24 protein-coding genes and 1 pseudogene are annotated in these 24411 nt (G+C 64.8%); 4 read left to right on the top strand and 21 right to left on the bottom strand.

All coding sequences use genetic code 11. The features are described 5' to 3' along the window. Nucleotides 1-337: 337 nt before the first annotated feature. The 8 genes from K410_RS0114355 to K410_RS0114320 all read right to left on the bottom strand — a co-directional run bounded on the left by K410_RS0114355 (nucleotide 338) and on the right by K410_RS0114320 (nucleotide 7617). Nucleotides 338-1288: a sugar-binding transcriptional regulator gene (locus K410_RS0114355; protein ID WP_028135524.1), complete on the bottom strand. Its 951-nt coding sequence runs from the start codon at nucleotides 1286-1288 to the stop codon at nucleotides 338-340. 7 nt (nucleotides 1289-1295) lie between these two features. Further along, a complete protein-coding gene (locus K410_RS0114350) occupies nucleotides 1296-1958 on the bottom strand; it encodes an HAD family hydrolase (protein WP_028135523.1) in 663 nt (220 codons plus the stop codon). A gap of 70 nt (nucleotides 1959-2028) precedes the next feature. Further along, on the bottom strand, nucleotides 2029-3948 hold the full coding sequence (locus tag K410_RS0114345) for a nitric oxide reductase activation protein NorD (protein WP_028135522.1): 1920 nt from the start codon (nucleotides 3946-3948) through the stop codon (nucleotides 2029-2031). A 10-nt stretch (nucleotides 3949-3958) separates the two neighbouring features. Further along, on the bottom strand, nucleotides 3959-4771 hold the full coding sequence (locus K410_RS0114340; protein WP_028135521.1) for a CbbQ/NirQ/NorQ/GpvN family protein: 813 nt from the start codon (nucleotides 4769-4771) through the stop codon (nucleotides 3959-3961). Nucleotides 4772-4832: 61 nt separating this feature from the next. Further along, nucleotides 4833-6179: a cbb3-type cytochrome c oxidase subunit I gene (locus tag K410_RS0114335; protein ID WP_028135520.1), complete on the bottom strand. Its 1347-nt coding sequence runs from the start codon at nucleotides 6177-6179 to the stop codon at nucleotides 4833-4835. Between the two features lie 34 nt (nucleotides 6180-6213). Further along, a complete protein-coding gene (locus K410_RS0114330; protein WP_028135519.1) occupies nucleotides 6214-6666 on the bottom strand; it encodes a c-type cytochrome in 453 nt (150 codons plus the stop codon). A 112-nt stretch (nucleotides 6667-6778) separates the two neighbouring features. Then, entirely contained in the window at nucleotides 6779-7039 is a 261-nt protein-coding gene (locus tag K410_RS0114325; protein WP_028135518.1) for a cytochrome C oxidase subunit IV family protein, read from the bottom strand. Further along, entirely contained in the window at nucleotides 7039-7617 is a 579-nt protein-coding gene (locus tag K410_RS0114320) for a cytochrome c oxidase subunit 3 family protein (RefSeq protein ID WP_028135517.1), read from the bottom strand. Before K410_RS0114320 ends, K410_RS0114325 begins: the two co-directional genes overlap by 1 nt. 174 nt (nucleotides 7618-7791) lie before the next feature. On the opposite strand from K410_RS0114320, the gene K410_RS40375 reads away from it, so the two are divergent. Continuing rightward, a complete protein-coding gene (locus K410_RS40375; RefSeq protein ID WP_196236017.1) occupies nucleotides 7792-7959 on the top strand; it encodes a hypothetical protein in 168 nt (55 codons plus the stop codon). 305 nt (nucleotides 7960-8264) lie between these two features. Next, nucleotides 8265-9236: an IS110 family RNA-guided transposase gene (locus K410_RS0114310; protein ID WP_028135516.1), complete on the top strand. Its 972-nt coding sequence runs from the start codon at nucleotides 8265-8267 to the stop codon at nucleotides 9234-9236. Between the two features lie 211 nt (nucleotides 9237-9447). Here K410_RS0114310 and mmsB read toward each other — a convergent pair whose 3' ends face one another. The 13 genes and pseudogenes from mmsB to K410_RS0114245 all read right to left on the bottom strand — a co-directional run bounded on the left by mmsB (nucleotide 9448) and on the right by K410_RS0114245 (nucleotide 22868). After that, a complete protein-coding gene (mmsB, locus tag K410_RS0114305) occupies nucleotides 9448-10638 on the bottom strand; it encodes a multiple monosaccharide ABC transporter permease (RefSeq protein WP_028135515.1) in 1191 nt (396 codons plus the stop codon). Then, nucleotides 10635-12212 carry a multiple monosaccharide ABC transporter ATP-binding protein gene (gene mmsA / locus K410_RS0114300; protein ID WP_028135514.1) on the bottom strand — a complete coding sequence of 526 codons (1578 nt, stop codon included), beginning with the start codon at nucleotides 12210-12212 and terminating at the stop codon, nucleotides 10635-10637. The genes mmsB and mmsA overlap by 4 nt, the downstream gene beginning before the upstream one ends. A gap of 111 nt (nucleotides 12213-12323) precedes the next feature. Beyond that, entirely contained in the window at nucleotides 12324-13397 is a 1074-nt protein-coding gene (gene chvE, locus K410_RS0114295) for a multiple monosaccharide ABC transporter substrate-binding protein (protein WP_028135513.1), read from the bottom strand. Between the two features lie 72 nt (nucleotides 13398-13469). Continuing rightward, on the bottom strand, nucleotides 13470-14348 hold the full coding sequence (locus tag K410_RS0114290; protein WP_028135512.1) for an SMP-30/gluconolactonase/LRE family protein: 879 nt from the start codon (nucleotides 14346-14348) through the stop codon (nucleotides 13470-13472). Continuing rightward, nucleotides 14348-15424 carry an aldose epimerase family protein gene (locus K410_RS0114285; protein ID WP_028135511.1) on the bottom strand — a complete coding sequence of 359 codons (1077 nt, stop codon included), beginning with the start codon at nucleotides 15422-15424 and terminating at the stop codon, nucleotides 14348-14350. The genes K410_RS0114290 and K410_RS0114285 overlap by 1 nt, the downstream gene beginning before the upstream one ends. Before the next feature lie 2 nt (nucleotides 15425-15426). After that, entirely contained in the window at nucleotides 15427-16353 is a 927-nt protein-coding gene (locus K410_RS0114280) for a Gfo/Idh/MocA family protein (protein ID WP_028135510.1), read from the bottom strand. Then, complete coding sequence (locus K410_RS0114275; protein ID WP_028135509.1) at nucleotides 16350-17126, bottom strand: FadR/GntR family transcriptional regulator; 777 nt, start codon at nucleotides 17124-17126, stop codon at nucleotides 16350-16352. The genes K410_RS0114280 and K410_RS0114275 overlap by 4 nt, the downstream gene beginning before the upstream one ends. A 47-nt stretch (nucleotides 17127-17173) precedes the next feature. Continuing rightward, nucleotides 17174-17314: pseudogene (locus tag K410_RS39490) on the bottom strand (sugar ABC transporter permease YjfF); the annotation flags it as partial. Nucleotides 17315-17729: 415 nt separating this feature from the next. Further along, complete coding sequence (locus K410_RS0114265; RefSeq protein ID WP_028135508.1) at nucleotides 17730-18902, bottom strand: fumarylacetoacetate hydrolase family protein; 1173 nt, start codon at nucleotides 18900-18902, stop codon at nucleotides 17730-17732. Between the two features lie 102 nt (nucleotides 18903-19004). After that, nucleotides 19005-19982: a HEAT repeat domain-containing protein gene (locus K410_RS0114260; RefSeq protein WP_028135507.1), complete on the bottom strand. Its 978-nt coding sequence runs from the start codon at nucleotides 19980-19982 to the stop codon at nucleotides 19005-19007. A 2-nt stretch (nucleotides 19983-19984) separates the two neighbouring features. Further along, entirely contained in the window at nucleotides 19985-20218 is a 234-nt protein-coding gene (locus K410_RS0114255) for a 4Fe-4S dicluster domain-containing protein (protein ID WP_007593252.1), read from the bottom strand. A gap of 31 nt (nucleotides 20219-20249) precedes the next feature. After that, the gene (locus tag K410_RS0114250; RefSeq protein ID WP_028135506.1) at nucleotides 20250-21992 is read right to left on the bottom strand and encodes a fumarate reductase/succinate dehydrogenase flavoprotein subunit; all 1743 of its coding nucleotides are present in this window, start codon (nucleotides 21990-21992) and stop codon (nucleotides 20250-20252) included. A gap of 102 nt (nucleotides 21993-22094) precedes the next feature. Beyond that, nucleotides 22095-22868: a ferredoxin--NADP reductase gene (locus K410_RS0114245; RefSeq protein WP_028135505.1), complete on the bottom strand. Its 774-nt coding sequence runs from the start codon at nucleotides 22866-22868 to the stop codon at nucleotides 22095-22097. Between the two features lie 194 nt (nucleotides 22869-23062). Between K410_RS0114245 and K410_RS0114240 the strand changes: the two genes are divergently transcribed. After that, nucleotides 23063-23368: a gamma-butyrobetaine hydroxylase-like domain-containing protein gene (locus K410_RS0114240; RefSeq protein ID WP_028135504.1), complete on the top strand. Its 306-nt coding sequence runs from the start codon at nucleotides 23063-23065 to the stop codon at nucleotides 23366-23368. Between the two features lie 183 nt (nucleotides 23369-23551). Continuing rightward, nucleotides 23552-24325 (top strand): Crp/Fnr family transcriptional regulator, encoded by a 774-nt coding sequence (locus K410_RS0114235; RefSeq protein ID WP_028135503.1) that lies wholly within the window; start codon nucleotides 23552-23554, stop codon nucleotides 24323-24325. Nucleotides 24326-24411 lie beyond the last annotated feature (86 nt).

Genomic DNA, 24411 nt, shown 5'->3' with positions numbered 1-24411 from the left:
GCGGGGACGGCCAGCAAAAGTGCAGATGCGCCGCAGACGGCGCCCAGGACGAGCTTCACGGTGACCTCCCCTCAATCGCGTTTGAGCATATGCCCACGCGTTGGGCGTATGTTCAACTCAACCAAGAAGGATTGTCAAGCAGGCGCGCCGGCGTTCCTGCAACTTATGAGTGCTGCGGTGCGGGAGCGGCCGACCCAAACCTTGGTGTCATGCCTCGCGAAGGCGGGGCATCCAGTACTCCGTGCCGTGAGTTGGTTTGTCCTCAGAGAGGCCGCGGCGTACTGAATCGTCCGCCTCCGCGGACGATGACAGCGGCGCGAGACGCTAGCCCGCCGGCCTATCGCTCCAGAATAGCACGTGCCGTCGTCTCGTCGGTGATCAGGCCGTTGATCAGCCCCCCGTTCAGGGCGGCCGCGATGGCTGCGACCTTGGCTGCGCCCACCGCGGCACCGATCGTCGTGGTCTTCGCCGGCACTTCCGGCGGGATGCTGGTGAGGCGCTTGTTGGTGCCGGCCTTGAGCAGCCGTCCCCTGGAATCATAGGCCCAGCCGGTGATCTCGCCGATGGCGCCGAGCCGCATCATCTCGAACAGTTCGTCGCGTGTGACGAAGCCGTCGACGTGAACCTGCGCCTTCTGGTCCATCTGGCCGATGCCGACGAGGCGCAAATCCGCCTTGGCCGCGACAGCCTTCACCTTGGCGATCGGCTCGATGCGGACCATCTTGTTGCGCTCGTCCTCCGACGACATCAGGAACGGCAGCGGCATCGGATAGTGTCGCGCTCCGGTGCGGTCCGCGAGCCGGCCGACGGTGTCGTAGAAGCTCGCCGAACCGTCGGCGGAGATGTTGCCGACCAACGAGACGATCTGGTGATTGGGCCGGTCGATCGGCGTGACGCGCTCGACCGCGGCGCGCACGGCACGGCCGGTGCCGAGCGCCACGATCACGGGCGTCTCCGACCGCAGCGCCGCATCGAGCAGATTGGCGCAGCGCTCCGCGATGCCTGCGGTGGCCTGGGGAGCAGCCGGATCGGCCGGCACCACCTCGCAATGGACGAGGTCGAACCGCTGCTTCAGACGCGCGGCAAGCTCCATGCAGGCGGCGATGGGATGCTCGAGCCGGAAGGTGATGAGGCGCTCCGCAAGGCACAGCGAGACCAGCCGCTGCGCCGAGGCCCGCGAGACCTGCAGCATCTTTGCGATCTCGTCCTGGGTGTGACCGGCGATGAAATAAAGCCAGCCGGCGCGCGCGGCGTCGTCGAGTCGCGACTTGTCGTTGTCGGCGGCCATGCGGCCCTCACGCCTCCCAGAAATCGCCCATGCGCGCGAAGACCCGGTCGGCCCCCGCGCCGGACAATATAGCCTGCCCGTCACGGCCGCGGTAATGGCTGCCGCCGACAAATCCCCAGACCGTCATGCCGGCCGCCTTGCCTGCGGCAACGCCGCTGACGCTGTCCTCGATCACCAGCGTGCGCGCAGGCCGCACTCCCATCTTCTCCGCCGCTAGCAGGAAGAGATCCGGCGCCGGCTTGCCGTGCCTGACCATTTGCGCGGTGTAGATCCGCTCGCCGAAATACGCCCGCAGGCCGGTGACATCGAGGGAGAGCGCGACGCGGTCGAAATCGCTGGACGAGGCGACGCAAAACGGCACCGACAAGTCGGACATCACGCCGGCAATGCCGGGGATCGGCTGAAGACAAGCTGCAAAAGTCGACAGCACTTGCGACTTCAGGCGCGGCAGAAAGCTCTCCGGCACGATCTGTCCCAGACTACGATAATGCTGCTCGATCGCCTTGGTGCTGCGGCCGAGAAACAGCTCGAGCGCCTGCTGCTGGCTGAGCGCGATATCGAACTCGGCCAGCACCTCGGACAGGCACCGGCAGCTCAATAGCTCGCTGTCGACGAGCACGCCGTCGCAATCGAAGATGATCAGTTCGGGTCTCGGCCGGTCCTGCTCCATCCGGCCATTCGATCATATACCCACAATGTGAGCAATAGCTCACAGGACAAGGGGGCGCCGGGGGTTCTTGTCAATGCGCGACCTGCCGGTAGATCGCAGGCAGCGCCGCGGGCAGCCGCTTGATGTTGCCGACGATGGCGTAGCCGCCGCGGCCGAACAGGGTTGGGAAGTAGGATTGCGCAGTTGCGTCCACCGTGACGCCGAAGGCGGCGATGCCGAGCCGGCGCGCCTCCTGCACCGATTTCCGGGTGTCCTCGACCGCGAAGCGACCTTCGTAATGATCGACGTCGTTCGGCTTGCCGTCGGTAAGGACGATCAGCAGCTTCTTGCGCTGCGGCTGGCGCACCAGCTCGGCCGCGGCGTGACGCACCGCCGTGCCGATCCGCGTGTAATAGCCGGGCTTCAGCGCGCCGATCCGGCGCTCCACCGTCGCGTTCATCGGCTCGCCGAACGCCTTGACCGTTTCGAGCCGCACCCAGGAGCGCCGGCGCGAGGTGAAGGTCAGGATGCTGTGGTGATCGCCGCAGGCCGAGAGACCGTGGGCGAGCACCAGCAGCGCCTCCTTCTCGACGTCGAGCACGCGGTAGCCGTCGACCCAGGCGTCGGTGGACAGCGAGACGTCGACCAGCAGCGTGACGGCGAGATCGTGCCCTTGCGGACGCATGGCGACATGGATGCGATCGAGACCGCTGCCGCCGCTGCCGGCACGCAGGTCGCATTGCGCCCGCACCAGCGCGTCGAGATCCAGGTCGTGTCCGTCGGTCTGTGCGCGCATCAATTCGTGGCGCGGCCGCAGCACCTCGAAGCGACGGCGCACCTGACGGATGTGCCGGCGCGTGGCATCGTCAGGCGTCCAGCTCTCACCCTGCTCGGAGGCCGCGCCTGCGAGCACGCGGCAATGATCCGGCAGATAGGAGCCGCTGCGATAGTTCCATTCGGGATAGGTGAGGTCGGCATTCAACTTCGAGGCATCGACGGCTTCCGGCGGCAGGTCGAGATCGAACTTGAACCGGCTCGCCGGCTTCCCGGTGCGGCGGCTGAGCGTGATCTCCTCGAGATCGTCGGCCGCCTTCTGCGCATCCTCGTCCTCGCTGTCGTCGGCCGGACGGTCGACATTGACCATCTCGGCCATCGCCAGGATCTTCTCGAAGCGGTTGAGCACGAAAGGATCGCGGCGGTTGGCATTGTCCTCGCGCTCGCGGACGGCAAAGCGTTTGCGATCGTTCTCGGCCGCGGCTTCCGCGCCCGGTGCGCATTCGTCCTCGCCGGCATGTGCGGGCGAGAGCTCGCGCGTCCAGCAATCCCCCCAGAGCGGGCACGGGAGGATCGAATGATAGCCCGGCGGCGCCTTGTCCGGCAGCGGGCCCGTGCCCATCATCGCCGGCCACAGCTTGCCCGCAGGCGCCTTGCCGGTTCCGAGCAGGGCCAGCACGATCTGCTCGACCTCCTGCTCGATCCGCGGAAGGGGACGGCGGGGCCGGGCTTCGGCGGTTGCTGCGGCGAGCTTCGCGTAATCGCCGACAAGGCCGGGAAATTGCATGAGCACAAACACCGCCGTCTCGCTGGCCCGGCGCAACACCAAGAGATCCCGCCGCAGCGGATCGGCTTCCGTGATCGTGTCGATCGGCGCGGCGGCGAACCACGCCGCAAGCCAGCGATAGAGCGCCGCGTTGAGCGCACGGTCGGGATAGATCGAGATGCGATCGGGCAGGTAGATGGTCGCAGCATCACGGCCCGGCTGCTCGAGCCGCTCGTCTCCGAGGCCGATGCGCTGCCGCCAGCCGAGGCGGTGCCCCGATTTTCGCGCGCCTGCGCTTGCAATCTGCACCCCGGTCTCGCCGCCGAGCGCGCGGAACATCACCGCGAGCCGCCCCCTCACCTCGGTCAGCGCGACGACGTGTTCGTCGTGAACCGGATAGCTCGCGGTGCCGCCGACCATCCTGTGCCAGGCGCGGCCGACCGTCTCCTCCAGTTCGAGGAAGTCGAGCATCGGTGCGGCCTCACCCGATGACGGCGCGTGCGACGTCCAGCAGCGCCGCCTTGACGTCGGGGTCGTCGGTAAGCGGCTCGATCATGCCGGCCAGCACGGCATCGGCAATCGGCGTGCCCGCGGCGATCAGGGTGGCGCAATAAACCACGAGCCGGGTCGAGACGCCCTCCTCCAGATCGTGCCCCTTGAGCGCACGCAGCCGGCCAGCCAGCCCCACCAGCGGCCGCACCTGCTCCGGCGACAACCCGCTTTCGGCGGACACGACGCCGATCTCCTGCTCCGGCGGCAGGAAATCGAATTCGATGGCGACGAAGCGCTGCCGCGTCGAGGGCTTCAGCGCCTTCAGGAGCGTCTGGTAGCCGGGGTTGTAGGAGACGACGAGCATGAAGCTGCGTGGCGCCACCAGCTCCTCGCCGGTGCGCTCCAGCGGCAGGATGCGGCGATCGTCGGTCAGAGGATGCAGCACGACGGTGACGTCCTTGCGGGCCTCGACGACCTCGTCGAGATAGCAGATACCGCCGTCGCGCACGGCGCGCGTCAGCGGACCGTCGGTCCAGACGGTGTCGCCGCCCCTGAGCAGATGACGGCCGGTGAGATCGGCGGCGGTCAGATCGTCATGACAGGCGACGGTGTGAAGCGGCAGCCCGAGCCGGGCCGCCATATGCGCGACGAAGCGGGTCTTGCCGCAGCCGGTCGGCCCCTTGAGCAGTACGGGGAGCTGATGGCGCCAGGCGTGTTCGAACAGCGCGCATTCGTTGCCGCTCGCGACATAAGCCGGCAGCTCGGGCCGAGGTGCTGCCACGGCGAGAAGTGCTGCGTTCATGATCTTCCTCCGGATTTCAAAAGAGAGGGCGGCCGCGACGAACCGCGGCCGCCTTTTGCGTTTACTCAGCCGGCTGCAGCGCGGCGGGAACGACCGCCTGCTTCTCGCGGCTCGGCACCAGCACGGCCCAGACGAACATCAGCGCGGAGATCGCCACGAACACACCGGAGCCGAGACGGACCCAGTAGAACATCGCGAGCTGGTCCTGCACGTCCATGTAGCCCTGGCCGAGCACGCGCTGGAGATGGACCTGGACGACGCCGGCGAAGGTCAGCGCGAAGGTCATCACCATCATGGCCGTGCACATGATCCAGAAGCTCGTCATGGACAGCCACTGGTTATAGGGCGCACGTCCCTTCAGCTGCGGGATCGCATAGGCCATCACCGACAGGTTCAGCATCACATAGGCGCCGAAGAAAGCGAGATGGCCATGCGCGGCGGTGACCTGCGTGCCGTGGGTGTAGTAGTTCACCGAGGACAGCGTATGCAGGAAGCCCCACACGCCGGCGCCGAGGAACGCCATCACCGAGCAGCCGACCGACCACAACAGCGCCGCGCGGTTCGGATGCTTGCGGCCGGCCTTCCAGGTCATCTGCACCGTGAAGATCACCATCGTGAAGAACGGCGCGACTTCGAGCGTGGAGAACAGCGAACCGATCCACTGCCAGTAGCCGGGCGCGCCGATCCAATAGAAGTGGTGGCCGGTGCCGAGGATGCCCGAGAACAGGGCAAGACCGATGATGACGTAGAGCCACTTCTCGACCACCTCACGATCGATGCCGTTGAGCTTGATCATGAGATAAGCGAGCACGGAGGCCATGATCAGCTCCCAGACGCCTTCGACCCAGAGATGGACGACGTACCACCAGTACATCTTGTCGACGGCAAGGTTCACCGGATTGTAGAAGGCGAACAGGAAGAAGATCGCGACGCCCCACAGGCCAAACAGCAGGATGTTGGTGATCGTGGTCTTGCGGCCCTTCAGCGCCGTCATCGTGACGTTGAACAGGAACATCAGGCAGACGACGACGATGCCGACCTTGAGGATGAAGGGCTGTTCGAGGAACTCACGGCCCTCGTGATAGTGGAAGAGATAGCCGACCACGGCGACGCCGGCCGCACCGAAGAACAGCCAGAACTGGATCTTCGCCAGCAGCGGGCTATAGAGCTCGGTCTCGGTCTCTTCCGGGAGCAGGAAGTAGGTCGCGCCCATGAAGCCGATCAGCGACCACACGATCAGCGCGTTGGTGTGGATCATCCTGACGATGTTGAACGGCAGGAGGGCCGACAACGTGTTGGGCAGGACGTAGATGGTTCCGGCGAGAAGGCCGAACAGGACCTGGGCCAGGAACAGGGTCAGCGCGCCGTAGAAATACAGCATCGCGACTTTCTGGGTTTGATATTTCATCTCGGGTTCTCTCTGTCTTGAAAGAGGAAGGCGCTCAGCCGGCCTTGTTCGGCGGCCATTCCTGCCGCTTGATCTTGCTGGTCCATTCCAGGAAGTCGGCGAGATCGTCGAGCTCCTGATTGGTGAGGTTGAACTGCGGCATCTGCCGCCGGCCCGGCGCACCGGAGGGCTGCGACTGCATCCACGCCTTCAACGTCTCGCGCGCTGCGGCCGGGTCCTCGTTGCCGCCCCAGCGATCCCAGACGTTGCCGACCTCAGGCGCGAAATAGGCGCCCTCGCCGAGCAAGGTGTGGCAGTTGATGCAGGAGTTCTTCTCCCAGACATGCTTGCCGCGGGCGACCGACGACGTCAGCGTCGTTGCGTCCGTGGACGTCGTGGCGATGTAGTAATGGCTGTGCGCCGTCAGCCCTATGAAAATGGCGAAGAAAAAGGCCGAGCCGCCGTAGAACACGTTTCGAGCGGCCGACTTGGTCAGGCGTTCAGCCATTGCCAATCCTTTCCGGTTTGAGTCGAAAAATTCGGTGATGCGATTTATTGCCGAAGGGCGCCGATCAATCTTTGTCGAAGCGCAACGAGCGCGAAGATGCGCGACATAGGGGTCAGATCAGAACGACGATGGCGGATGCGAGCCACGCGAACAGCACCACGATGAGGATCCAGGCACTGACGAGGCCGCGCCAGAGCGCCGGTGCCGCGCGAAGGTCGAGGAAGTCAAGCACGACACGGCGGCCCTTGAGGGCGGCGAAGGTCAGCAGCAAGGCATTGGCGAACAAGGGTCGCGACACCAGCGCCGGAACCAGAAGGGTCGCGAGCGCGAGGCCGATCAACACGATCCAGGCGAGGTCGAGACGATCGGGAATCACGGGTGCACCAGATAGATGATGGGAAACATGACGATCCAGAGCAGGTCGACCATGTGCCAGAACGCGGTTCCGGTCTCGACGCTTGCCGCCCGGGCACCCCGGGAAACCACGGCGAGAATCACGATGCCGAGGCCGACATGCAGGAGATGGAATCCGGTGAGGAGGAAGTACAGCGTGAAGAACGGACTGGTCTCCAGGCCGTTTCCCGACGCAATCTCGCCGGCATATTCGAGCAGCTTGACCGCGATGAAGAGCGTGCCAAGCGCCATGGCACCGAACAGCCAGCCGCGCGCACGTCCCCTGTCGCCCGCGCGTGCTGCAGCCGTCGCCCGTGCGGCAGCCCAGCCGCTGGTCACCAGCACGATGGTGTTGAGTCCCGCCAGATGCGCATCAAGCGTGGCCTGACCGGCCGCGAAGACCGCTGGGTGAAGCGCACGAGCGACGACGAAAGCACCCAGGAACAGGCCGAACGCGGCGAGCTCGCTGAAGATGAGCACCCAGATCATGGGATCGCCAGGAAGATCTTCCAGGATTCCCCAGCCGCTGCCTTCTTGTTCGAGGTCCGTCGCCGACATCTGCCTTCCGCATCAAGCCGCCGGACAGATATCCCACGTGCGCCGTTCCGACTTTGTCGCCGGACAAATAGTGCAACCGGCCAGAGGCACGTTTGCGCTGCCGCAACGTTCCGCCCGCCCCGCCGTCATAGGGTGGATGCCATCGGGCGGTTCCGCAAAACGGCGAGCGAAGAGATGAGCGATGCACAGATCGGGCTGATGACGGCGACCCCCATCATCATCGTGTTCGCCCTCGCGCTCCGGCGAATGGGGGTGCTGTCGACCGTGGCAACGATATCGGCGGTGAGCCTGTCCGTCGCGATCGCGGCGGTGCTGTTCACGACGCAATCACCGCTGCCGTAGCGCCGTTGTCGTAGGGTGGGCAAATCGTAGCGTGCCCACCACTTCTTTCGATCGGAGAACGATGGTGGGCACGGCGCGTTGCGCCTTTGCCCACCCTTGTATCAGCGCGCCGGCTTATAATGGGGCGTTCCGTGAGGAATGGCCCAGCCCGGGTGGCCGCCCGAGCTGGGTCGCCGTTCGATCGGATCGATGCCCACCGAAGCCTTGAGGGCTGTCAGACGTAGCAAGATCGCGATCGGCACTTCATCGGGACCCGGATGGTTGAACGAACTTCAGGTTCGCGTAACAAGGGAGGGTCGACGAAGATGGCCAAGCGTATCACGATGTGTGCCGGGATCGATACCGGCAAACGTAAGCTCGATGTTGCACTTGATGGTGGTTCGGAGCGGTTTCAGGCCGACAACACGCCGGATGGCCATAAAGTGTTGGTGGAATGGCTGCGGCAGCACAAGATCAAGCGGGTTGGGATCGAGGCGAGTGGCGGCTATGAGCAAGCTGTCGTCGCCGAACTGCGGCGGCAGCGGTTTGTGGTCGTCGTGTTTCAGCCGGCCCAGGTGCGCGCTTATGGCGTGTTCCAGCTGCAGCGAGCCAAGAATGACAAGATCGATGCCGCGCTGATTGCAGCCTGTACCGCCGCGGTCAAGAAGATCCACGCAGCTCCGGATCCCCGGTTGCAGCCCTTTGCCGAGCATCTGACGATGATCGACCAGATCACGGAGGACATTGCTCGGTTGAAGAACCGGATCGAGAGCTGCCGCAATATGCGGCTCCAGAAGCTGTGGAAGGAAGATATCGCCCGCCTGGCCAAGCGCGAGAGGGTCGAACTGAAGGCACTGGCCGCCGCAATCCGTGAGCATCGCGATCTTGCCAAGCGGCTCGCCTTGATCAACAGCATCGACGGTATTGGGCTGAAGACCGCCATGGTCATTCTGGTGCGGATGCCTGAGATCGGTCAGATCACGCGCGAACAAGCGGCCGCGCTGGCTGGCATTGCCCCTTACGACGACGACAGCGGCGATCGCTCCGGCGCTCGTCAGATCGCCGGCGGGCGTGACCGACTGCGACGTGCGCTCTTTGCTGCCGCGTTTCCCGCCTCATTCCGCTGGAATCCGCAGCTGATCGCGTTCTACGGAAGGCTGACCCGAGCCGGCAAGGAGCACAAACGCGCCTTGATCGCGTGTGCCAGAAAGCTGCTGATCTTCGCCAATACAGTCGTCGCTCGCGGCACGCCCTGGCAGAAAAAATTGCCTGAAGTCGCCGGCATACCAGCCACTTGATCGCGTTTCTTTGTTCGGCCGAAGCACCGTTTCTTCGTCCCGACCTGCCCTCACAAAGACGCCGCGCGCCGCGGCCGTCAAGGCTGGCCGTCGCGCCGGCCTCACCCCTGCCCCACTGCCGCCAGGCCACGCCTTGACGGCCGCAAGCACGGCGTCATGCTCACCGGCAAGCGGGCGCCGTTTAATGGTTGCTACAAGACCTTCTCTGCGGCTACCGCCGCTGGTTATACACGTCGATACACACCGCCCCGAGCAGCACCAGGCCCTTGATGACCTGCTGATAGTCGATGCCGATGCCGAGGATGGACATGCCGTTGTTCATCACGCCCATGATCATGGCGCCGACCACGGCGCCGCCGACCCGACCCACGCCGCCATAGGCCGAGGCGCCGCCGATGAAGCAGGCGGCGATGACGTCGAGCTCGAAGCCGAGCCCGGCCTTCGGGGTCGCGGTGTTGAGACGCGCGGCGAAGACGAGGCCGGCCAGCGCGGCGAGCACGCCCATGTTGACGAAGGTGAGAAAGGTCAGCTGCTCCGTCTTGATGCCCGACAGCTTCGCCGCCTTCGCATTGCCGCCGACTGCATAGACCTGCCGACCGATCACGGTGCGACGGGTGACGAAGCCGTAGAGCGCGATCAACGCGGTCATGATCACCAGCACGTTCGGCAGGCCGCGATGCGAGGCGATCAGATAGGTGAAATAGAGCACGGCGCAGGCAAGCAGGACGCTCTTGCCCAGGAAGAACGCGTAAGGCTCGACCTCGATGCCATGCGCCTGCTCGCGCGACCGGCCCTTGGCGCTGGCATAGACGAGGCCGAGCGCGAGCACGGCGCCGATCAGCATGGAGGTCGGATGCAGCGTGCCGGCCTCGGGCAGAAGCTCCGGAATGAAGCCGGAGGACAGCTTCTGGAAGGTCGCCGGGAACGGGCCGAGTGACTGGCCCTGCAGCACCGCGAGGGCGAGCCCCTTGAACACCAGCATGCCCGCCAGCGTGACGATGAAGGACGGAATGCCGAAATAGGCCACCCAGTAGCCCTGCGCCGCACCGATCGCCGCCCCCAGCAGCAGGCAGGCGATGAAGGCGAGCGTGTAGTCCACCTTGTAGGTCACCATCAGCACGGCGGCGACCGCGCCGACGAAGCCGGCGACCGAGCCGACCGAGAGGTCGATATGGCCGGTGACGATCACCAGAAGCATGCCCAGCGCCATGATGACGATGTAGCTGTTCTGAAGTACGAGATTGGTCAGATTGAGCGGCTGCAGCAGCGTGCCGCCGGTCATCACCTGGAAAAACAGCATGATCGCGATCAACGACATCAGCATGCCGTAGTTGCGCAGATTGTTCTTGATGAAGCTGCCGTGCCGGCGCTCCTCGGGCAGCGACACCGTCTTGTCGGTCATGGCTGCATTCCTCCCATTTCCGCGGCCGCGGGCGCGGCGTTCCCAATGTTTCGTTCGTTGCGCATGATGGCGCGCATGATCTTCTCTTGCGTCGCGTCCGCGCCCTTGAACTCGCCCACGAAGGCGCCTTCATTCATGACACAGATGCGGTCGCAGATGCCGAGCAGTTCGGGCATCTCCGAGGAGATCACCACGACGCCGCGGCCGGCCTCCGCCAGCTCGTTGATGATACAGTAAATCTCGTACTTGGCACCGACGTCGATGCCCCGCGTCGGCTCGTCCAGAATCAGGACTTTCGGGTCGGTCATCAGCCATTTCGACAGCACCACCTTCTGCTGGTTGCCGCCGGAGAGCTGGCCGGTCTCCTGGTAGACGTCGGAGCAGCGGATGCGCATGCGGGTGCGGTAATCGCTGGCGACCTTCAGCTCGGCGATGTCGTCGATCACCCGGCTCGGCGCGACCTGGTCGAGGCTGGCGAGCGTGATGTTCTTGCGGACGTCGTCGGCGAGGATCAGGCCGAGTTGCTTGCGGTCCTCGGTGACATAGGCAAGGCCGGCGTCGATCGCCGCCGCGACGCTCGGCAGCACGATCTCCCGTCCCTCCAGCCGGATCGTGCCGCTGATATTGGTTCCCCAGGAGCGGCCGAACAGGCTCATGGCGAATTCGGTGCGGCCGGCGCCCATCAATCCGGCAATGCCGACGACCTCGCCGCGCCTGACGCCGAAATCGACGTTCTTGATCACCTGCCGCTCGGGATGGATCGGGTGGTAGACCGACCAGTTGGCGACGTCGAGCACGGGCTCGCCGATCTTGGCGTTACGCTCCGGGAAGCGGTGGGCCATATCGCGATTGACCATGCTGCGGATGATGCGATCTTCCTGGATCGGCTCGGCATGGCAATCGATGCTGTCGACGGTCCGGCCGTCGCGCAGCACGGTGATGTGATCGGCAACCTTGGCGACCTCGTTGAGCTTGTGCGAGATCAGGATGGAGCCGATGCCCTGCTGGCGGAAGGCCATCAGGCGCTCGAGCAGCGCGGCGCTGTCGGCTTCGTTCAAGCTGGCGGTCGGCTCGTCCAGGATCAGCATCCGCACGCGCTTGGACAGCGCTTTGGCGATTTCGACCAATTGCTGCTTGCCGACGCCGAGATCGGTGATCAGCGTATCCGGGGATTCCTTCAGGCCGACCTGGGCCAGCAGCTCCTGCGTGCGCCGGTACACCTCGTCGCGGTCGATCACGCCGAGCTTCGAGGGCGGATGCGACAGGAAGATGTTTTCCGCGATCGACATCAGCGGGATCAGCGCCAGCTCCTGGTGGATGATGATGATGCCGAGCGCCTCGGAATCGTTGATGTCGCGGAAGCGCCGCTCCTCGCCTTCGAAGACGATGGTGCCCTCGTAGCTGCCATACGGGTAGACCCCGCTCAGCACCTTCATCAACGTCGACTTGCCGGCACCGTTCTCACCGACGAGCGCGTGGATCTGTCCGGCGTGAACCGAGAAGTTGACGTCGCGCAGCGCCTGCACACCGGCAAAGCTCTTGCTGACGTTGCGCATCTCCAGCATGGCGGTCATGGCAGCGTGTCCTTCAATCGTCGTCGTTCCGGGGCGCCCGTAGGGCGAACCCGGAACCTCGAGATTCCGGGTTCGATGCTTCGCATCGACCCGGAATGACAGAGCAATAAACTACTGGAACTGCGCCTTCTTGTAGTAGCCGCTGTCGACCAGGACCTTCTCCCAATTGTCCTTGTAGACCACGACCGGCTTGAGCAGGTAAGATGGCACGGTCTTGACGCCGTTCTCGTAGGTCTTGGTGTCGTTGACCGTGACCTGCTTGCCGGCGAGCGCGGCGTCGACCATGTCCGCGGTGACCTTGGCGAGGTCGCGGGTGTCCTTGAAGATGGTCGAATATTGGTCGCCGCGCAGCATCGCCTTGATCGAAGGCACCTCGGCGTCCTGCCCCGAAATGATCGGCATCGGCTGACCGGCGCTGCCATAGCCGACGCCCTTCAGTGACGAAATGATGCCGATCGAAATGCCGTCATAAGGCGACAACACGGCATTGAGCTTCTTGTTGCCGTAATAGGCGCTGAGCAGGTTGTCCATGCGGGCCTGGGCCGTGGCGCCGTCCCAACGCAGCGTCGCGACCTTGTCCATGCCCATCTGGCCCGAGGCAACGACGAGCTTGCCGCTGTCGATGTAGGGCTTCAGCACGCTCATCGCGCCGTTGTAGAAGAAGTAGGCATTGTTGTCGTCCGGCGAGCCGCCGAACAGTTCGATGTTGAACGGGCCCTTGCCGTCCTTCAGCCCGAGCCCCTGCTCGATCGATTGCGCCTGCAAGACGCCGACCTGGAAATTGTCGAAGGTCGCGTAATAGTCGACGTTCGGCGTGCCGCGGATCAGGCGGTCATAGGCGATCACGGTGATGCCTTTTGCTTTCGCCTGCTTGAGCACGTCGGACAGCGTCGTGCCGTCGATTGCGGCGATCACCAGTGCTTTCGCGCCCTTGGTCACCATGTTCTCGACTTGCGAGAGCTGGTTCGGAATGTCGTCCTCGGCATATTGCAGGTCGGTGTTGTAGCCGCGTTCCTTCAGCACCTTGACCATGTTGTTGCCGTCGTCGATCCAGCGCGCCGACGACTTTGTCGGCATGGCGATGCCGACGGTCGCCTTGTCCTGGGCGGCAGCGGGAAGGCTCGTGGCCATCGTCGCAGCGCCCGCCAGCGCCAGTGCGAGGAATGCGATCTTCAGTTTCTGCATGTTTCACTCCCTTGGGTGTTCAGATTGTCCGTTCGTGTCGTCGAGAACGTGCCGTGGTTGCTTTCTTGTCTCCTATGCGAGCTTGACATCGGGCTCCGCGCGACCGCGCGCGGAGGCCTCCAATAGAAAGGTGTAACCGGCTTGCGGATCGGCGGCGCGCGCGGCCGTGTCCATGTCCTGCCAGGCGGAGGTGACGAGGAGGCGCGACAGGTCGGGGCCGACGAAGGCCGGGCAACTCGCCTGCCGTGCCGGCACGCTGAGCGAACGCAGCCGTTCGCCTTGCGGAGAATAGACGTCGATCCGGCTCGCGCCCCAGCAGGCGTTCCAGATCTGCCCGTCGGCGTCGCACACCGAGCCGTCGAGACCGCCAATGCCGGTATGGCGCAGCAACACCTCCGGCTCGCCGCGCGGCAGGCCGGTCGCGGGATTGAGCGGCACGGCATAGAGCACAGCGCGCGGAGTGTCGGTGAAGTAGCCGGTGGCGCCATCCGGCGAGAAGCAGATCGAATTGGGGATGCTGATGCCGGGAAACAGTGTCGAGATCTTGCCGCGATGGAGCGCGTAGATCGCCCCGGCTTTCGGCTCGGCCTTCTTGCCCATGGTGCCGATCCAGAACGTGCCGGACTGGTGCACACGGCAATCGTTGGAGCGCGTGACCGGATTGTCCGCCTCGAGCGCAAGGAACAGCGTCATGGCGCCATCGGCGAGCTTGCGGATGTAAAGCCCGTCCTCGGCGACGATCAGCTGCCGTTCGGCATCGATGCGTCCGAGCGCGCTCGCCATCCGGCCGAGCGCATGGACGCGGATGCTGCCGTTGCCGAGTTGCGCCTCGAACAGCCGTCCCTCGCGGATGTCGAACCACCAGGCGGTGTCGGTGGTCACGTCATAGGTCGGGCCCTCGCCGAGGTGGCAGGGTTCATCCGAGAGAACGGTGGTCGGCACCTGCTCCATCATGGCGTCCTCACTGCAAAGCGATACACCGTGTGATGGCGATAGACCTGGCCGGGATCGAGGCGCGGGCTCGGAAAATCCGGCCGGTTCGGCGCATCAGGCCAGATGTGCGGCTCCAGGCAAATGGCGTCCGACTGCCGGATCAGCTTGCCGCCCTTCCCCGAAACCGTGCCGTCCAGATAATTGCCGGAATAGACCTGAAGGCCGGGCTGGTCGGTGAACAGCTCCATGATCCGCCCCGAGCGCGGCGCCTCCAGCCTTGCGGCGAGCGCGAGCTTGCCGTCGCGGCCGAGGCAGTAGGTGTGGTCGTAGCCCCTGCCGTTCTGCAATTGCTGATCGCCCTGCCGGATGCGCTCGCCGACCGGCCGAGCTTCGCGGAAATCGAACGGCGTGCCGGCAACGCGACGCGGCGGCTCCGGCAAGGGAATGGCGGTGGGATCGATCGCGAGGAAATGCTCGGCGGCGACCGTCAGGCGGTGGTCGAGGATGGACGTGCCCGACGTTGCGCCGTCGAGATTGAAGAAGCTGTGGTTGGTCAGGTTGACGATGGTCGGCCGGTCGCTGCGCGCTTCCATAGTCAGCGACAGCTCGGATGGGCCAGTGACGCGATAGGTCAGGCGAACATCGAGCTTGCCGGGATAATTCTCCTCCCCGGGCGGACTCGTATAGGCGAGTGTCACTGCGGGCTCTGCGCCCTCGTCGATCTCCACGATCTCCCAGAGCTTGCGGTCGAATCCATCGAGACCGCCGTGCAGGGCATTCGGCCCGTTGTTGACGGCAAGCTGCACCGTCTCGCCATCCAGCGAAAACCGTCCCTTGGCGATGCGGTTGGCGTAGCGGCCGACGGTGGCGCCGAAGAACTTTCGTTCCGCAAGATAGCCGGTGAACGCGTCATGGCCGAGCACGACGTCGTCATGGCCGCCCTTCGCATCCGGCGCGATCAGCGCCTGAAGCACCGCACCATGGGTGATGATCCGCGCTTCGAACCCGCCTGCCCCGCGCAGCACGATGCGCTCGACATCGCGGCCATCAGGCAGTCTTCCGAAGACATCTTTTTCGATTGTTGAGCCAGCCATGTCTAATCCACGAACGGTTCGACAATTGTACGCTTGCCAAGCAGGAAGGCGTCGGCGACGAGGCGTAGCGGTGTCAGATCGACATCGCTTGCACCGGTCGCCGCGAGCTCGACGAAGCGCCGGTAGAGCCCGCGATATTCCTCATCGGGAGCTTCGGCAAGAACCTTGTCGTCGATGGCCATGCGTGCGCCCCCGCTGGACAAGGTCATCCGGCCGCGATCGGTATCGACGACAATATCCCAGCTTTGCGGCCCGGTCTGGCGAAAGTCGAACTCGGCGGTCACAGGCAGGCCGCCTATGTCGGTCAGGGTCAGGCTCGCAGCGATCGGCGCTTGGCAGTTGGCCGGAAAGGCAAGTTCGGCCGCGGTGACGAACACCGGCCTGGGCAGTATTCTGGTCAGGATCGACAACGCGTTGATGCCGGGATCGAACACGCCGAGGCCACCGGGTTCCCAGATCCAGCTCTGGCCGGGATGCCAGACGCGGACATCCTCCTTCCAGCTGATGTGCACCGATTGGATGCGTCGCTCGGCGAGCCATTGTCGCGCCGGCTCGACCGCCGGCGCATGGCGCGAATGCCAGGTCGCAAACAGCGTTCGCTTTGCCTGCGCCGCCATCTCGATCAACGGATCGAGCTCGGCCACGCCGGCGCCCGGCGGCTTCTCCAGCATGACATGCTTGCCGGCAGCAAGCGCCGCGGCCGCCTGCGCGCGCCTCACCTGCGGCGGCGTGCAGAGCGACACGGCGTCGATCGGCGGTCCTTCCTCCAGCAGCTCCTCGACGGTCGCGAAGTGCGGCAGGCCCGGCAGCGAGGCATTGCGGCTGGCAATCGCCGCCAGCGTCGCGCCCGGCACCGCGGCAATCGCCCCGACGTGCTGGTCACGCGCGATCTTGCCGAAGCCGACGATGGCAATGCGAAGTTCCGTCACGATCTCTCTCCGGATTCGGCCGATGGCACCGTCTCGGCCGCTGCGGTCTCGATGACCGTGCCCTCATGGCGATGCATGCCGTTGTGAATGACGAAGACCATCGCCTCCGAGGCGGCGTCGGCATCGCCCGCCGCGATCGCATCGACGATGTTCTGGTGCCACAGCAGCACCGTGTCGCGGTCCTCCGGCTCGACCGGGGCGCTGAGCAGGAACGAGGCGCGCAGCGCTGCCTCGATGACGTGGCCGATCGAGCGCATGAACAGATTGCCGGAGGCGCGCGCCACCGCGACGTGAAGCGCGAGGTCGGCATCGGCAAAGCCGACCGAGTCGGACGCTTCGAGCCGCATCCGCTCCATGCTGTGCCGGAGCTCGGCGAGATCGTGCTCGGACCGCCGCGTGGCCGCCAGCATCGCCGCGCGCGGCTCGACCGCAAGCCGGATCTCGGCGAGATCGTTCAGGAAACGCTTGTCGATGCCGGCGTCCAGGTGCCAGGCCAGCACGTCGGCGTCGAACATGTTCCAGGCGCCGCGCTCGCGCACGACGGTGCCGACCCGCGCCTTGGTGGTGAGCAGCCCCTTGGCGACCAGCGTCTTCACGCTCTCCCGCAGCACCGGCCGCGACACGCCGAACATCGCGATCATCTCGGCGTCGCCCGGCAGGCGCGTCCCCTCCGCGTAACGTCCGGCGATGATGTCGATGCCGATCGAGCGGGCGACCTCCGCATGGTTGGAGTGAGCCCGCCGCGTCGGGATGACGACGATGCGCGAGGTCATGCGGCGGCTCCTGCGCTCTTCGTCGCCGGCCGGCGCGCGAGCGCGACCCGGCTGCCGCCGAGCGCGTAGACGTTGGCGCCGAACCGGGCGAGATGCAGCAGGGCGCCGCCGATGACGAGCACCAGCATGATGATCGCGATCGCCGTCAACCGCCCGCCTCCGGGCAACCGCAACGCAGCGTCGAAGACCGCCGGGCGGGCTGCGCGAGCAGCAACGCGGCCGTGGCGCCGGCCGCAAAGAGGGCTTTGAGGGTCGTCAGGCGCGTCTCCCAAGATTTGTCCTGGGCGCCGGATTGGTCGCTGGCGCCCGCAAAGACCGCCCTTTGCGGGCGATGGCGGGCACTATTCCACGGAAGAGGGGTTCCGACTAGTCATATTATTTGACTATTTGGGGAAAACGCACGGAGGAGCAGCGCGCGCTTCTATGACACGCTAAGCGGGATTTTGTTCCAGTGATGCAACGGGCAGATGAAGGGAATTTGCGGATTTGGATGCAAGTGATCGGTCCGCAACGGCGGCGATAAACGGTCGCGCGCGCTCCTCGGTGGATAGAGCTCCGCGTCTATCAACCCACGCTTTGCGTATTTTGCGCTGAGGCGAAGAGCTAGATCAGCTTCCGCTGCGCCAGGTTCTTCATCAGCGCGCCGATGCCGAAGGTCCAGGGCTCGCACTCATCACTGGTGCGCATGCGATTGACGAGCTTGCCGAGCTGGGGCGCGGCAATCGTGACGATGTCGTCGCGCTTGTGGGTGAAGCCCTGCCCCGGCGCATCGCGGTCCTTCACGGGCGCGAACATGGTGCCGAGGAACAGCACGAAGCCGTCGGGGTATTGATGGATCTTGCCGATGGTCTGCGCGACGAGGTCGGTCGGGTCGCGGCTGATCTTGCTGATGGAGGAATGACCGTCGAGAACGAACCCGTCCGTGCCCTTCACGTTGAGGCTGATGTCGAGCTTGCGCGCATCGTCGAGCGTGAAGCTGTCGTCGAACAGGCGCAGCAACGGGCCGATCGAGCAGGAGGCGTTGTTGTCCTTGGCCTTCGACAGCAGCAGCGCCGAGCGCCCCTCGAAGTCGCGCAAGTTCACGTCATTTCCGAGTGCACCGCCGACGATCTTGCCACGGCTGGAGACGAACAGCACGAGCTCAGGCTCGGGATTGTTCCAGGTCGATTTCGGGTGCAGGCCCGCATCCATGCCGGTGCCGACGGAGGACATGGTCGGGGCCTTGGTGAAGACCTCGGCATCGGGGCCGATGCCGACTTCGAGATACTGGCTCCAGGCGTTCTGATCGATCAGCACCTGCTTCAGGTGCATGGCCTGATCGGAGCCCGGCTTGAGCTTCGACAGATCGTCGCCGATCAGCCGCGTCACCTCCTTGCGGATCGCCTCGGCCGAGGCCGGATTGCCCTTGGCGCGCTCCTCGATCACACGCTCCAGCATCGAGATGGCGAAGGTGACGCCCGCCGCCTTCAGGGTCTGGAGATCGACCGGCGCGAGCAGCCAGGGCTTTTTCGGATCACGCCCATCGGGTGCCGTGTTGGCCACGAGGGCCTCGAGATCGCCGATGCGCTCGCCCTTGGTCGCGCCGAGCGCCTTGGCCGGATCGTCTTCCTCGCAGAGCGCGCTGACGGTCGGAAACTTTGCGGTGACGTCGAATACGCCATCGCCCCGCACGGCGACGACGGCCGGACCGTTCACCTGCGGCAGCCAGACGCGGCCGACCAGCGTCCCCTTCGTTCCATCCTCGGGGAGAAGGTCCTTCACGGTCAATGTCGTCATGGCGGCGTCCTCGCTCTATCCAGGGGATCGGCCGTTCGCAGCAGCCGATCTCGTTGGCGAAGACAAATAAACGTCTGGCTCCGGATGTCCAGAGCGGCGCCGCTAGGCCCCTGCCCGGGCCTTGCGGGCTGCGATCTGCTGCAGCGCCCAACGCGCATTCTTGCGGACGTCGGGATCGGGATCGTCGGCGATCACGGCCAGGAACGCCTCACCGTCGGGATGCGCGATCTCGCCGAGCGCGGCGGCCGCTTCCTTGCGCAAGTTAGCCTGGTCGTGGTTGACGCAATGGCCGATCGGCCGCACCGCACGTTCGATCTTCATCCTCCCGAGGCTGCGGATCGCCTTCAGCCGCACCTGCCAGAATTCGTCCGCGAGGCATGCGACCAGCTGATCAGCCGCGATCGCACCATTGGCGTTCAGGCCCAGTGTCTCCGCGGCCATCTCACGCACCATCCAGTCGCCGTCCTTCAGCGCACGGGTGATGGTCTCGGCCGCCGGCTTCATCTGCGAGAACGCCAGCGCGCTCACGGCGGCACGGCGGACATGGGCGTCGGGATCGTTGATCAGTGCGGTCAGGGCGGGGATGGATTCCTCCAGCTTGAGGAAGCCGATCACGCCGATGGCCTGCACGCGCACGGCGGCATCGGAATCCTGCAGCGCTTCCAGCGCCGGCTTCAGCGTGTCCTTGCATCGCAGCTCCTTCAGCGCACGCAGCGCGCCCATGCGGACGAAGGCGTGGGCGTGCCGGACCAGGGGCAGGATGACCTCCGCGCAGGCGGGATCCTTGAACTCGGCCATGCTGTCGGCCGCAGCGGCTGCGACGATTCTTTCGGGATCGACCAGCAGCTTCACCAGCGCGCTCGCCGCCTCCGGCCCGTCGAACTCGCCGAGCGCCATCGCCACTTGCTGGCGCACGCCGGCGTCGGGATCGGCGACCATGTTGGCAAGATGCGCGACGGCGGCGGGATCGCCGGAATGGCCGAGCGCGATGATGGCGACGCGGCGCTCGGCGGGATCAGCCGCCTGCAACCGCTCGTCGGCATCCTCCAGATCGTCGTAGGATTCAAACGGGCTCGACATGATCACCTCAACAGATAGGGAATATTGACGGTGACGGCGCCGGTCGGGCAATCGGCCTCGCAGGGCATGCAGTACCAGCACTCGTCATAGGCCATGTAGGCCTTGTTGGTCATGTCGCTGATGCGCAAGACGTCGAGCGGGCAGACGTCGACGCAGACGGTGCAGCCCTTGTCGGCGATGCATTTGGCGTCGTCAACGACCACCGGAACCGATGTCTGATAGGACGCGAGAGGCATGTGATGTCTCCTGTTGCTGTGTTCGGGTGGATCAGGCCGAGGCGCGGATTCGCTGCTTGTCGTAGAGGTCCTTCTCGTCATCCGCGATCGGAACGACGTAAGGTTCGACGGCGCGCTTCTCGCTGGTCATCTTGCCGTCCTGCTTGGACAGCAGCGTGTGGCAGAACCAGTTCTCGTTGTCCTTCTCCGGGAAATCGGTGCGCCAGTGATAGAGACCCCAGCGGCTTTCCTCGCGGTAGAGCGAGGCGTGCGCGGCCATGTCGGCGCAATCCATGATCGACTGCACTTCGAGCGCGCGCAGCAATTCGTGCGCGTTGCGCGCGATCATGTGCTCCTGCATGTCCTCGCGCGCTTCGGCCAGGCGCCGCATGCCGAGCTCGTACTTGCGCGTGACCTTCGGCGGCTGGAGATAGTCGTTGACGAGGCGGCGGGTCTTGTACTCGATCTGGTTGGGCGGAATGCCGTCCTCGCGCCTGGTCGGCGCCATCACGCGCTCGCGCTCCATCGCGACGTCGGCCGCATCGAAGTCCGCGAAATCATGGCTGTCGGCGAACTCCATGGCGTCGATGCCGGCGACCGAACCGTTGGTGAAGGCGCCCAGCATGTAATTGTGCGGCACGCTCGCCATGTCGCCGGCCGCATAGAGGCCGGGCACGGTGGTGCGTGCATTGTCGTCGACGAACACGCCGGAGGCACTGTGGCCGGAGCAGAAGCCGATCTCGGAGATGTGCATCTCGATCGACTCGCTGCGGTAGTCGACGCCCCGTCCTTGCTGGAACAGCCCGCGCGTCGGCCGCTCCACCTTGTGCAGCGTGGATTCGATCTCCGAGATGGTGTCGGGATGCAGATGCTTGAGCTGGAGGAACACCGGACCCTTGCCGGACAGGAGCTCGTTGTAGAACTCCAGCATCATCTGGCCCGACCAATAGTCGCATTCGATGAAGCGCGAGCCTTCGTTGTTCGCCGTGTACGCGCCGAAGGGACCGGCGACATAGGCGCAGGCCGGGCCGTTATAGTCCTTGATCAGCGGATTGATCTGGAAGCATTCGAGGTTCGCGAGCGCGGCGCCAGCATGATAGGCCATGGCGTAGCCATCGCCGGAATTGGCGGCGTTCTCGTAGGTGCCGAACATGTAGCCCGAGGTCGGCAGGCCGAGGCGGCCGGCGGCGCCCATGCACAGGATCACGGCCTTGGCCTTGATCACCAGCATCTCGGCGGTGCGGGTGTTGACGCTCACCGCGCCGGCGATACGGCCGTCCGAGGATTTCAACAGCCGGGTCGCCATGTAGCGGTTGGAGATCAGGATGCGGGCGCGGCGGAGCTGGCGGTAGAGTGCCTTCTTCACGGTCTCGCCGTTCGGCATCGGCAGCACGTAGGTGCCGATGTGGTGCACCTTCTTGACCGCGTAATCGCCGTTCTCGTTCTTCAGGAAGCGGATGCCGAAGCTGTCGAGCTCCTCGATGATCGAGTAACAGTTCTGGGCATATTTATAGACCGCCTTCTGGTCGACGATGCCGTCGTTCGCGATGGTGATTTCCTTGGTGTACTGCTCGGGCGTCGCATAGCCGGGAATGACGGCGTTGTTCAGCCCGTCCATGCCCATCGAGATCGCGCCGGAGCGCTTGACGTTGGCCTTCTCGAGCAGGACGACGTTGGCCTTCGGATTCTTCAGCTTCGCCTTCAGCGCCGCCATCGGGCCGGCCGTGCCGCCGCCGATCACCAGCACATCGCAGGAAACCTCCGAAAGTCCGTCGACGATCTGATCTAGTGCCATCACTTGCTCCTGGTTCGCCGATCTCCGGCGCCTTTGCATCAGAGTTGTTCAGGGGGCGTCGCGGCGATAGCAATTAGTTGTCGCCGGAGCGCGATTTGCGCCTCAGCGCTCGACAAAGGCCTTCTCGATCACGAAATGACCGGGCCGGCTGTGGTTGCCCTCGACGAAGCCGCGCGCGGAGAACATCGCGTGAAGCTCTTCCAGCATCGCAGGACTGCCGCACAGCATGATGCGATCGGTCTCGATATCGAGCCCTGATAGCCCGACATCCTCGAACAGCTGGTTCGAGGCGATCAGATCGGTGATGCGGCCGCGATTGCGGAACGGCTCGCGGGTCACGGTCGGGTAGTAGACCAGCTTGTCGCGGATCAGCGGGCCGAAGAATTCGTGATTGCGCAGGCTTTCGACGACATTCTCGCCATAGGCAAGCTCGGAGACCTGGCGGCAGCCATGAGCGAGCACGATGGTCTCGTAGTTCTCGTAGACATCCGGATCCTTGATCAGGCTGGCGAAGGGCGCAAGCCCCGTGCCGGTCGAGAGCAGCAGCAGGCGCTTTCCCGGCATGAGATTGCCGGTGATCAGCGTCCCCGTCGCCTTGCGGCCGACCAGGATGATGTCGCCTTCCCTGATCTTCTGCAGGCGCGAGGTCAGCGGGCCGTCCTGCACCTTGATCGAGAAGAATTCGAGCGCCTCCTCGTGGTTGGCGCTGGCCATGCTGTAGGCGCGCATGAGGGGCCTGCCCTCGACCTCGAGCCCGATCATCGCGAACTGGCCGTTCTGGAAGCGGAAGCCGGGATCGCGCGTCGCGGTGAAGCTGAACAGAGAGTCGGTCCAGTGCTTGACTGACAGAACCGTCTCCTTCTGAAATGCACTCATGATCTCTCCTTATCGATAATCTCAAGGTCTCGGAGAGAGGAGAGTCCGGCAATTCGGAAGTGAGAGTTCCGGTCGATTAGTTTCCCATTTCGCGGAGCGGTGATCGAAATGAGCGCGGTGGTCATGCCCTCCCCGGCAATTAGTTGCTATTCGCGCAAGCCCGCGCCGACATAGATAGAAGCCGGAGGTTCGTCATGACCATGACCGCATTGGTGGCGCCGACCGTGGCCGACTACGAAGCGAGCGCCGATCTCGCCGCGCTTCTCGTCCGCACCACGCAGGACGATGCGCTGAGCGTATCCGCCGAAACACTCCGCCTCTCCTGCAAATGCGCCCACTGCACGCGCGCCCGCTTCGACGGCCGCTTCCCGGAAACCTTTCCGGGTGTTGCGATCACAGGTATCGGCGATCTCGGCTACGGGCTGAACATCTCGTTCTCGGACGGGCATGACAGGGGGATTTACCCGAAGCCGTATCTGCTGAGCCTGGCGGGGCGTTGACCAATGTCGTCATTCCGGGGCGCCCGGAGGACGAGCCCGGAATCCATAACCCCCGCTCGTAATCATGGATTCCGGGTCTGCGCGCCTTGCGCGCATCCCGGAATGACGCAGGAGGTTGGCGCTTTCCATCTGGCACGGACATTGCTCCTCTTTAGAACGATTTGAACGTTCCGGAGGTAGGCGATGTTACAGGCAGCGAATGCGGTTCGCGGGGCCGTTCCCCCGGCAGTCCGGCCTGCGGGCAGCTCGTCGCTGCTGCTTACCGAGAACCAGCAATGGATCGGGGGGCCGCCGCCGCTGATGGACAAGCTGTCGCCGCGCGAGCGGGAGCTGGTGCTGAGACAGGGCCGGCGAAAGGTGCTGAACCGCGGCCAGACGCTGTTCAACCAGGGCGGCAAGCATGACGGCATCTGGCTGATCGAGAGCGGCCGTATCCGCGTGTTCTACACCTCGCCGCAGGGGCGCGAGATCACGCTCGCCTATTGGCATGTCGGCAACTTCGTCGGCGGACCCGAAGTGTTCGAAGGCACCGTGCATCAATGGTCCGGCGTTGCGTCCAGCAATTGCAGCGTCGTTCACCTGCCCGGCAAGGAATTGCGGTCCCTGGCCGCCGAGATCCCGAACCTCGCCATCGGCCTGATCGAGGGCCTGACCTTCAAGGGCAAATGCTATTCGGCGCTGGCGCAGATGCTGGGAACGCGCTCGATCACCCAGCGCCTTGCGCATCTCCTGCTGCATCTCGTCGAGCTCTATGGCGTCGACGACGCCGACGGCACCGTGATCGCGGCGGCTTTCACCCACGCCGACATCGCCCACATGGTCGGCGCCACCAGGCAGTGGGTCACCATCAGCCTCAAGCGCATGCAGGAAAAGGGAATCGTGCAGACCAAGCGGTCGCAGATCGTGGTCTGCCGGACCGACGTGCTGGAGGAGATGCGCGGTCACGCAGCTGACTAGGCGAATTTGCGACCAAGGCCGATGCACAGGCAAGCGGCTTTATAGTGCAAGACTGCCCAAGGAGTATGCAATCACCTTTTCCCGGC

The sequence above is a fragment of the Bradyrhizobium sp. 22 genome (assembly GCF_000482425.1).
GTDB lineage: Bacteria > Pseudomonadota > Alphaproteobacteria > Rhizobiales > Xanthobacteraceae > Bradyrhizobium > Bradyrhizobium japonicum_B.
Note: the sequence above shows the minus strand (reverse complement) of the source record. Positions and strands in the feature narration are given on the sequence as shown.

Excerpts from the sequence above, each read along its gene's own strand:
- K410_RS0114355 (WP_028135524.1), bottom strand. The coding sequence starts at position 1,288 with ATGGCCGCCGACAACGACAAGTCGCGACTCGACGACGCCGCGCGCGCC.
- K410_RS0114350 (WP_028135523.1), bottom strand. The coding sequence starts at position 1,958 with ATGGAGCAGGACCGGCCGAGACCCGAACTGATCATCTTCGATTGCGAC.
- K410_RS0114345 (WP_028135522.1), bottom strand. The coding sequence starts at position 3,948 with ATGCTCGACTTCCTCGAACTGGAGGAGACGGTCGGCCGCGCCTGGCAC.
- K410_RS0114340 (WP_028135521.1), bottom strand. The coding sequence starts at position 4,771 with ATGAACGCAGCACTTCTCGCCGTGGCAGCACCTCGGCCCGAGCTGCCG.
- K410_RS0114335 (WP_028135520.1), bottom strand. The coding sequence starts at position 6,179 with ATGAAATATCAAACCCAGAAAGTCGCGATGCTGTATTTCTACGGCGCG.
- K410_RS0114330 (WP_028135519.1), bottom strand. The coding sequence starts at position 6,666 with ATGGCTGAACGCCTGACCAAGTCGGCCGCTCGAAACGTGTTCTACGGC.
- K410_RS0114320 (WP_028135517.1), bottom strand. The coding sequence starts at position 7,617 with ATGTCGGCGACGGACCTCGAACAAGAAGGCAGCGGCTGGGGAATCCTG.
- K410_RS40375 (WP_196236017.1), top strand. The coding sequence starts at position 7,792 with ATGAGCGATGCACAGATCGGGCTGATGACGGCGACCCCCATCATCATC.
- K410_RS0114310 (WP_028135516.1), top strand. The coding sequence starts at position 8,265 with ATGGCCAAGCGTATCACGATGTGTGCCGGGATCGATACCGGCAAACGT.
- mmsB (WP_028135515.1), bottom strand. The coding sequence starts at position 10,638 with ATGACCGACAAGACGGTGTCGCTGCCCGAGGAGCGCCGGCACGGCAGC.
- mmsA (WP_028135514.1), bottom strand. The coding sequence starts at position 12,212 with ATGACCGCCATGCTGGAGATGCGCAACGTCAGCAAGAGCTTTGCCGGT.
- chvE (WP_028135513.1), bottom strand. The coding sequence starts at position 13,397 with ATGCAGAAACTGAAGATCGCATTCCTCGCACTGGCGCTGGCGGGCGCT.
- K410_RS0114290 (WP_028135512.1), bottom strand. The coding sequence starts at position 14,348 with ATGGAGCAGGTGCCGACCACCGTTCTCTCGGATGAACCCTGCCACCTC.
- K410_RS0114285 (WP_028135511.1), bottom strand. The coding sequence starts at position 15,424 with ATGGCTGGCTCAACAATCGAAAAAGATGTCTTCGGAAGACTGCCTGAT.
- K410_RS0114275 (WP_028135509.1), bottom strand. The coding sequence starts at position 17,126 with ATGACCTCGCGCATCGTCGTCATCCCGACGCGGCGGGCTCACTCCAAC.
- K410_RS0114265 (WP_028135508.1), bottom strand. The coding sequence starts at position 18,902 with ATGACGACATTGACCGTGAAGGACCTTCTCCCCGAGGATGGAACGAAG.
- K410_RS0114260 (WP_028135507.1), bottom strand. The coding sequence starts at position 19,982 with ATGTCGAGCCCGTTTGAATCCTACGACGATCTGGAGGATGCCGACGAG.
- K410_RS0114255 (WP_007593252.1), bottom strand. The coding sequence starts at position 20,218 with ATGCCTCTCGCGTCCTATCAGACATCGGTTCCGGTGGTCGTTGACGAC.
- K410_RS0114250 (WP_028135506.1), bottom strand. The coding sequence starts at position 21,992 with ATGGCACTAGATCAGATCGTCGACGGACTTTCGGAGGTTTCCTGCGAT.
- K410_RS0114245 (WP_028135505.1), bottom strand. The coding sequence starts at position 22,868 with ATGAGTGCATTTCAGAAGGAGACGGTTCTGTCAGTCAAGCACTGGACC.
- K410_RS0114240 (WP_028135504.1), top strand. The coding sequence starts at position 23,063 with ATGACCATGACCGCATTGGTGGCGCCGACCGTGGCCGACTACGAAGCG.
- K410_RS0114235 (WP_028135503.1), top strand. The coding sequence starts at position 23,552 with ATGTTACAGGCAGCGAATGCGGTTCGCGGGGCCGTTCCCCCGGCAGTC.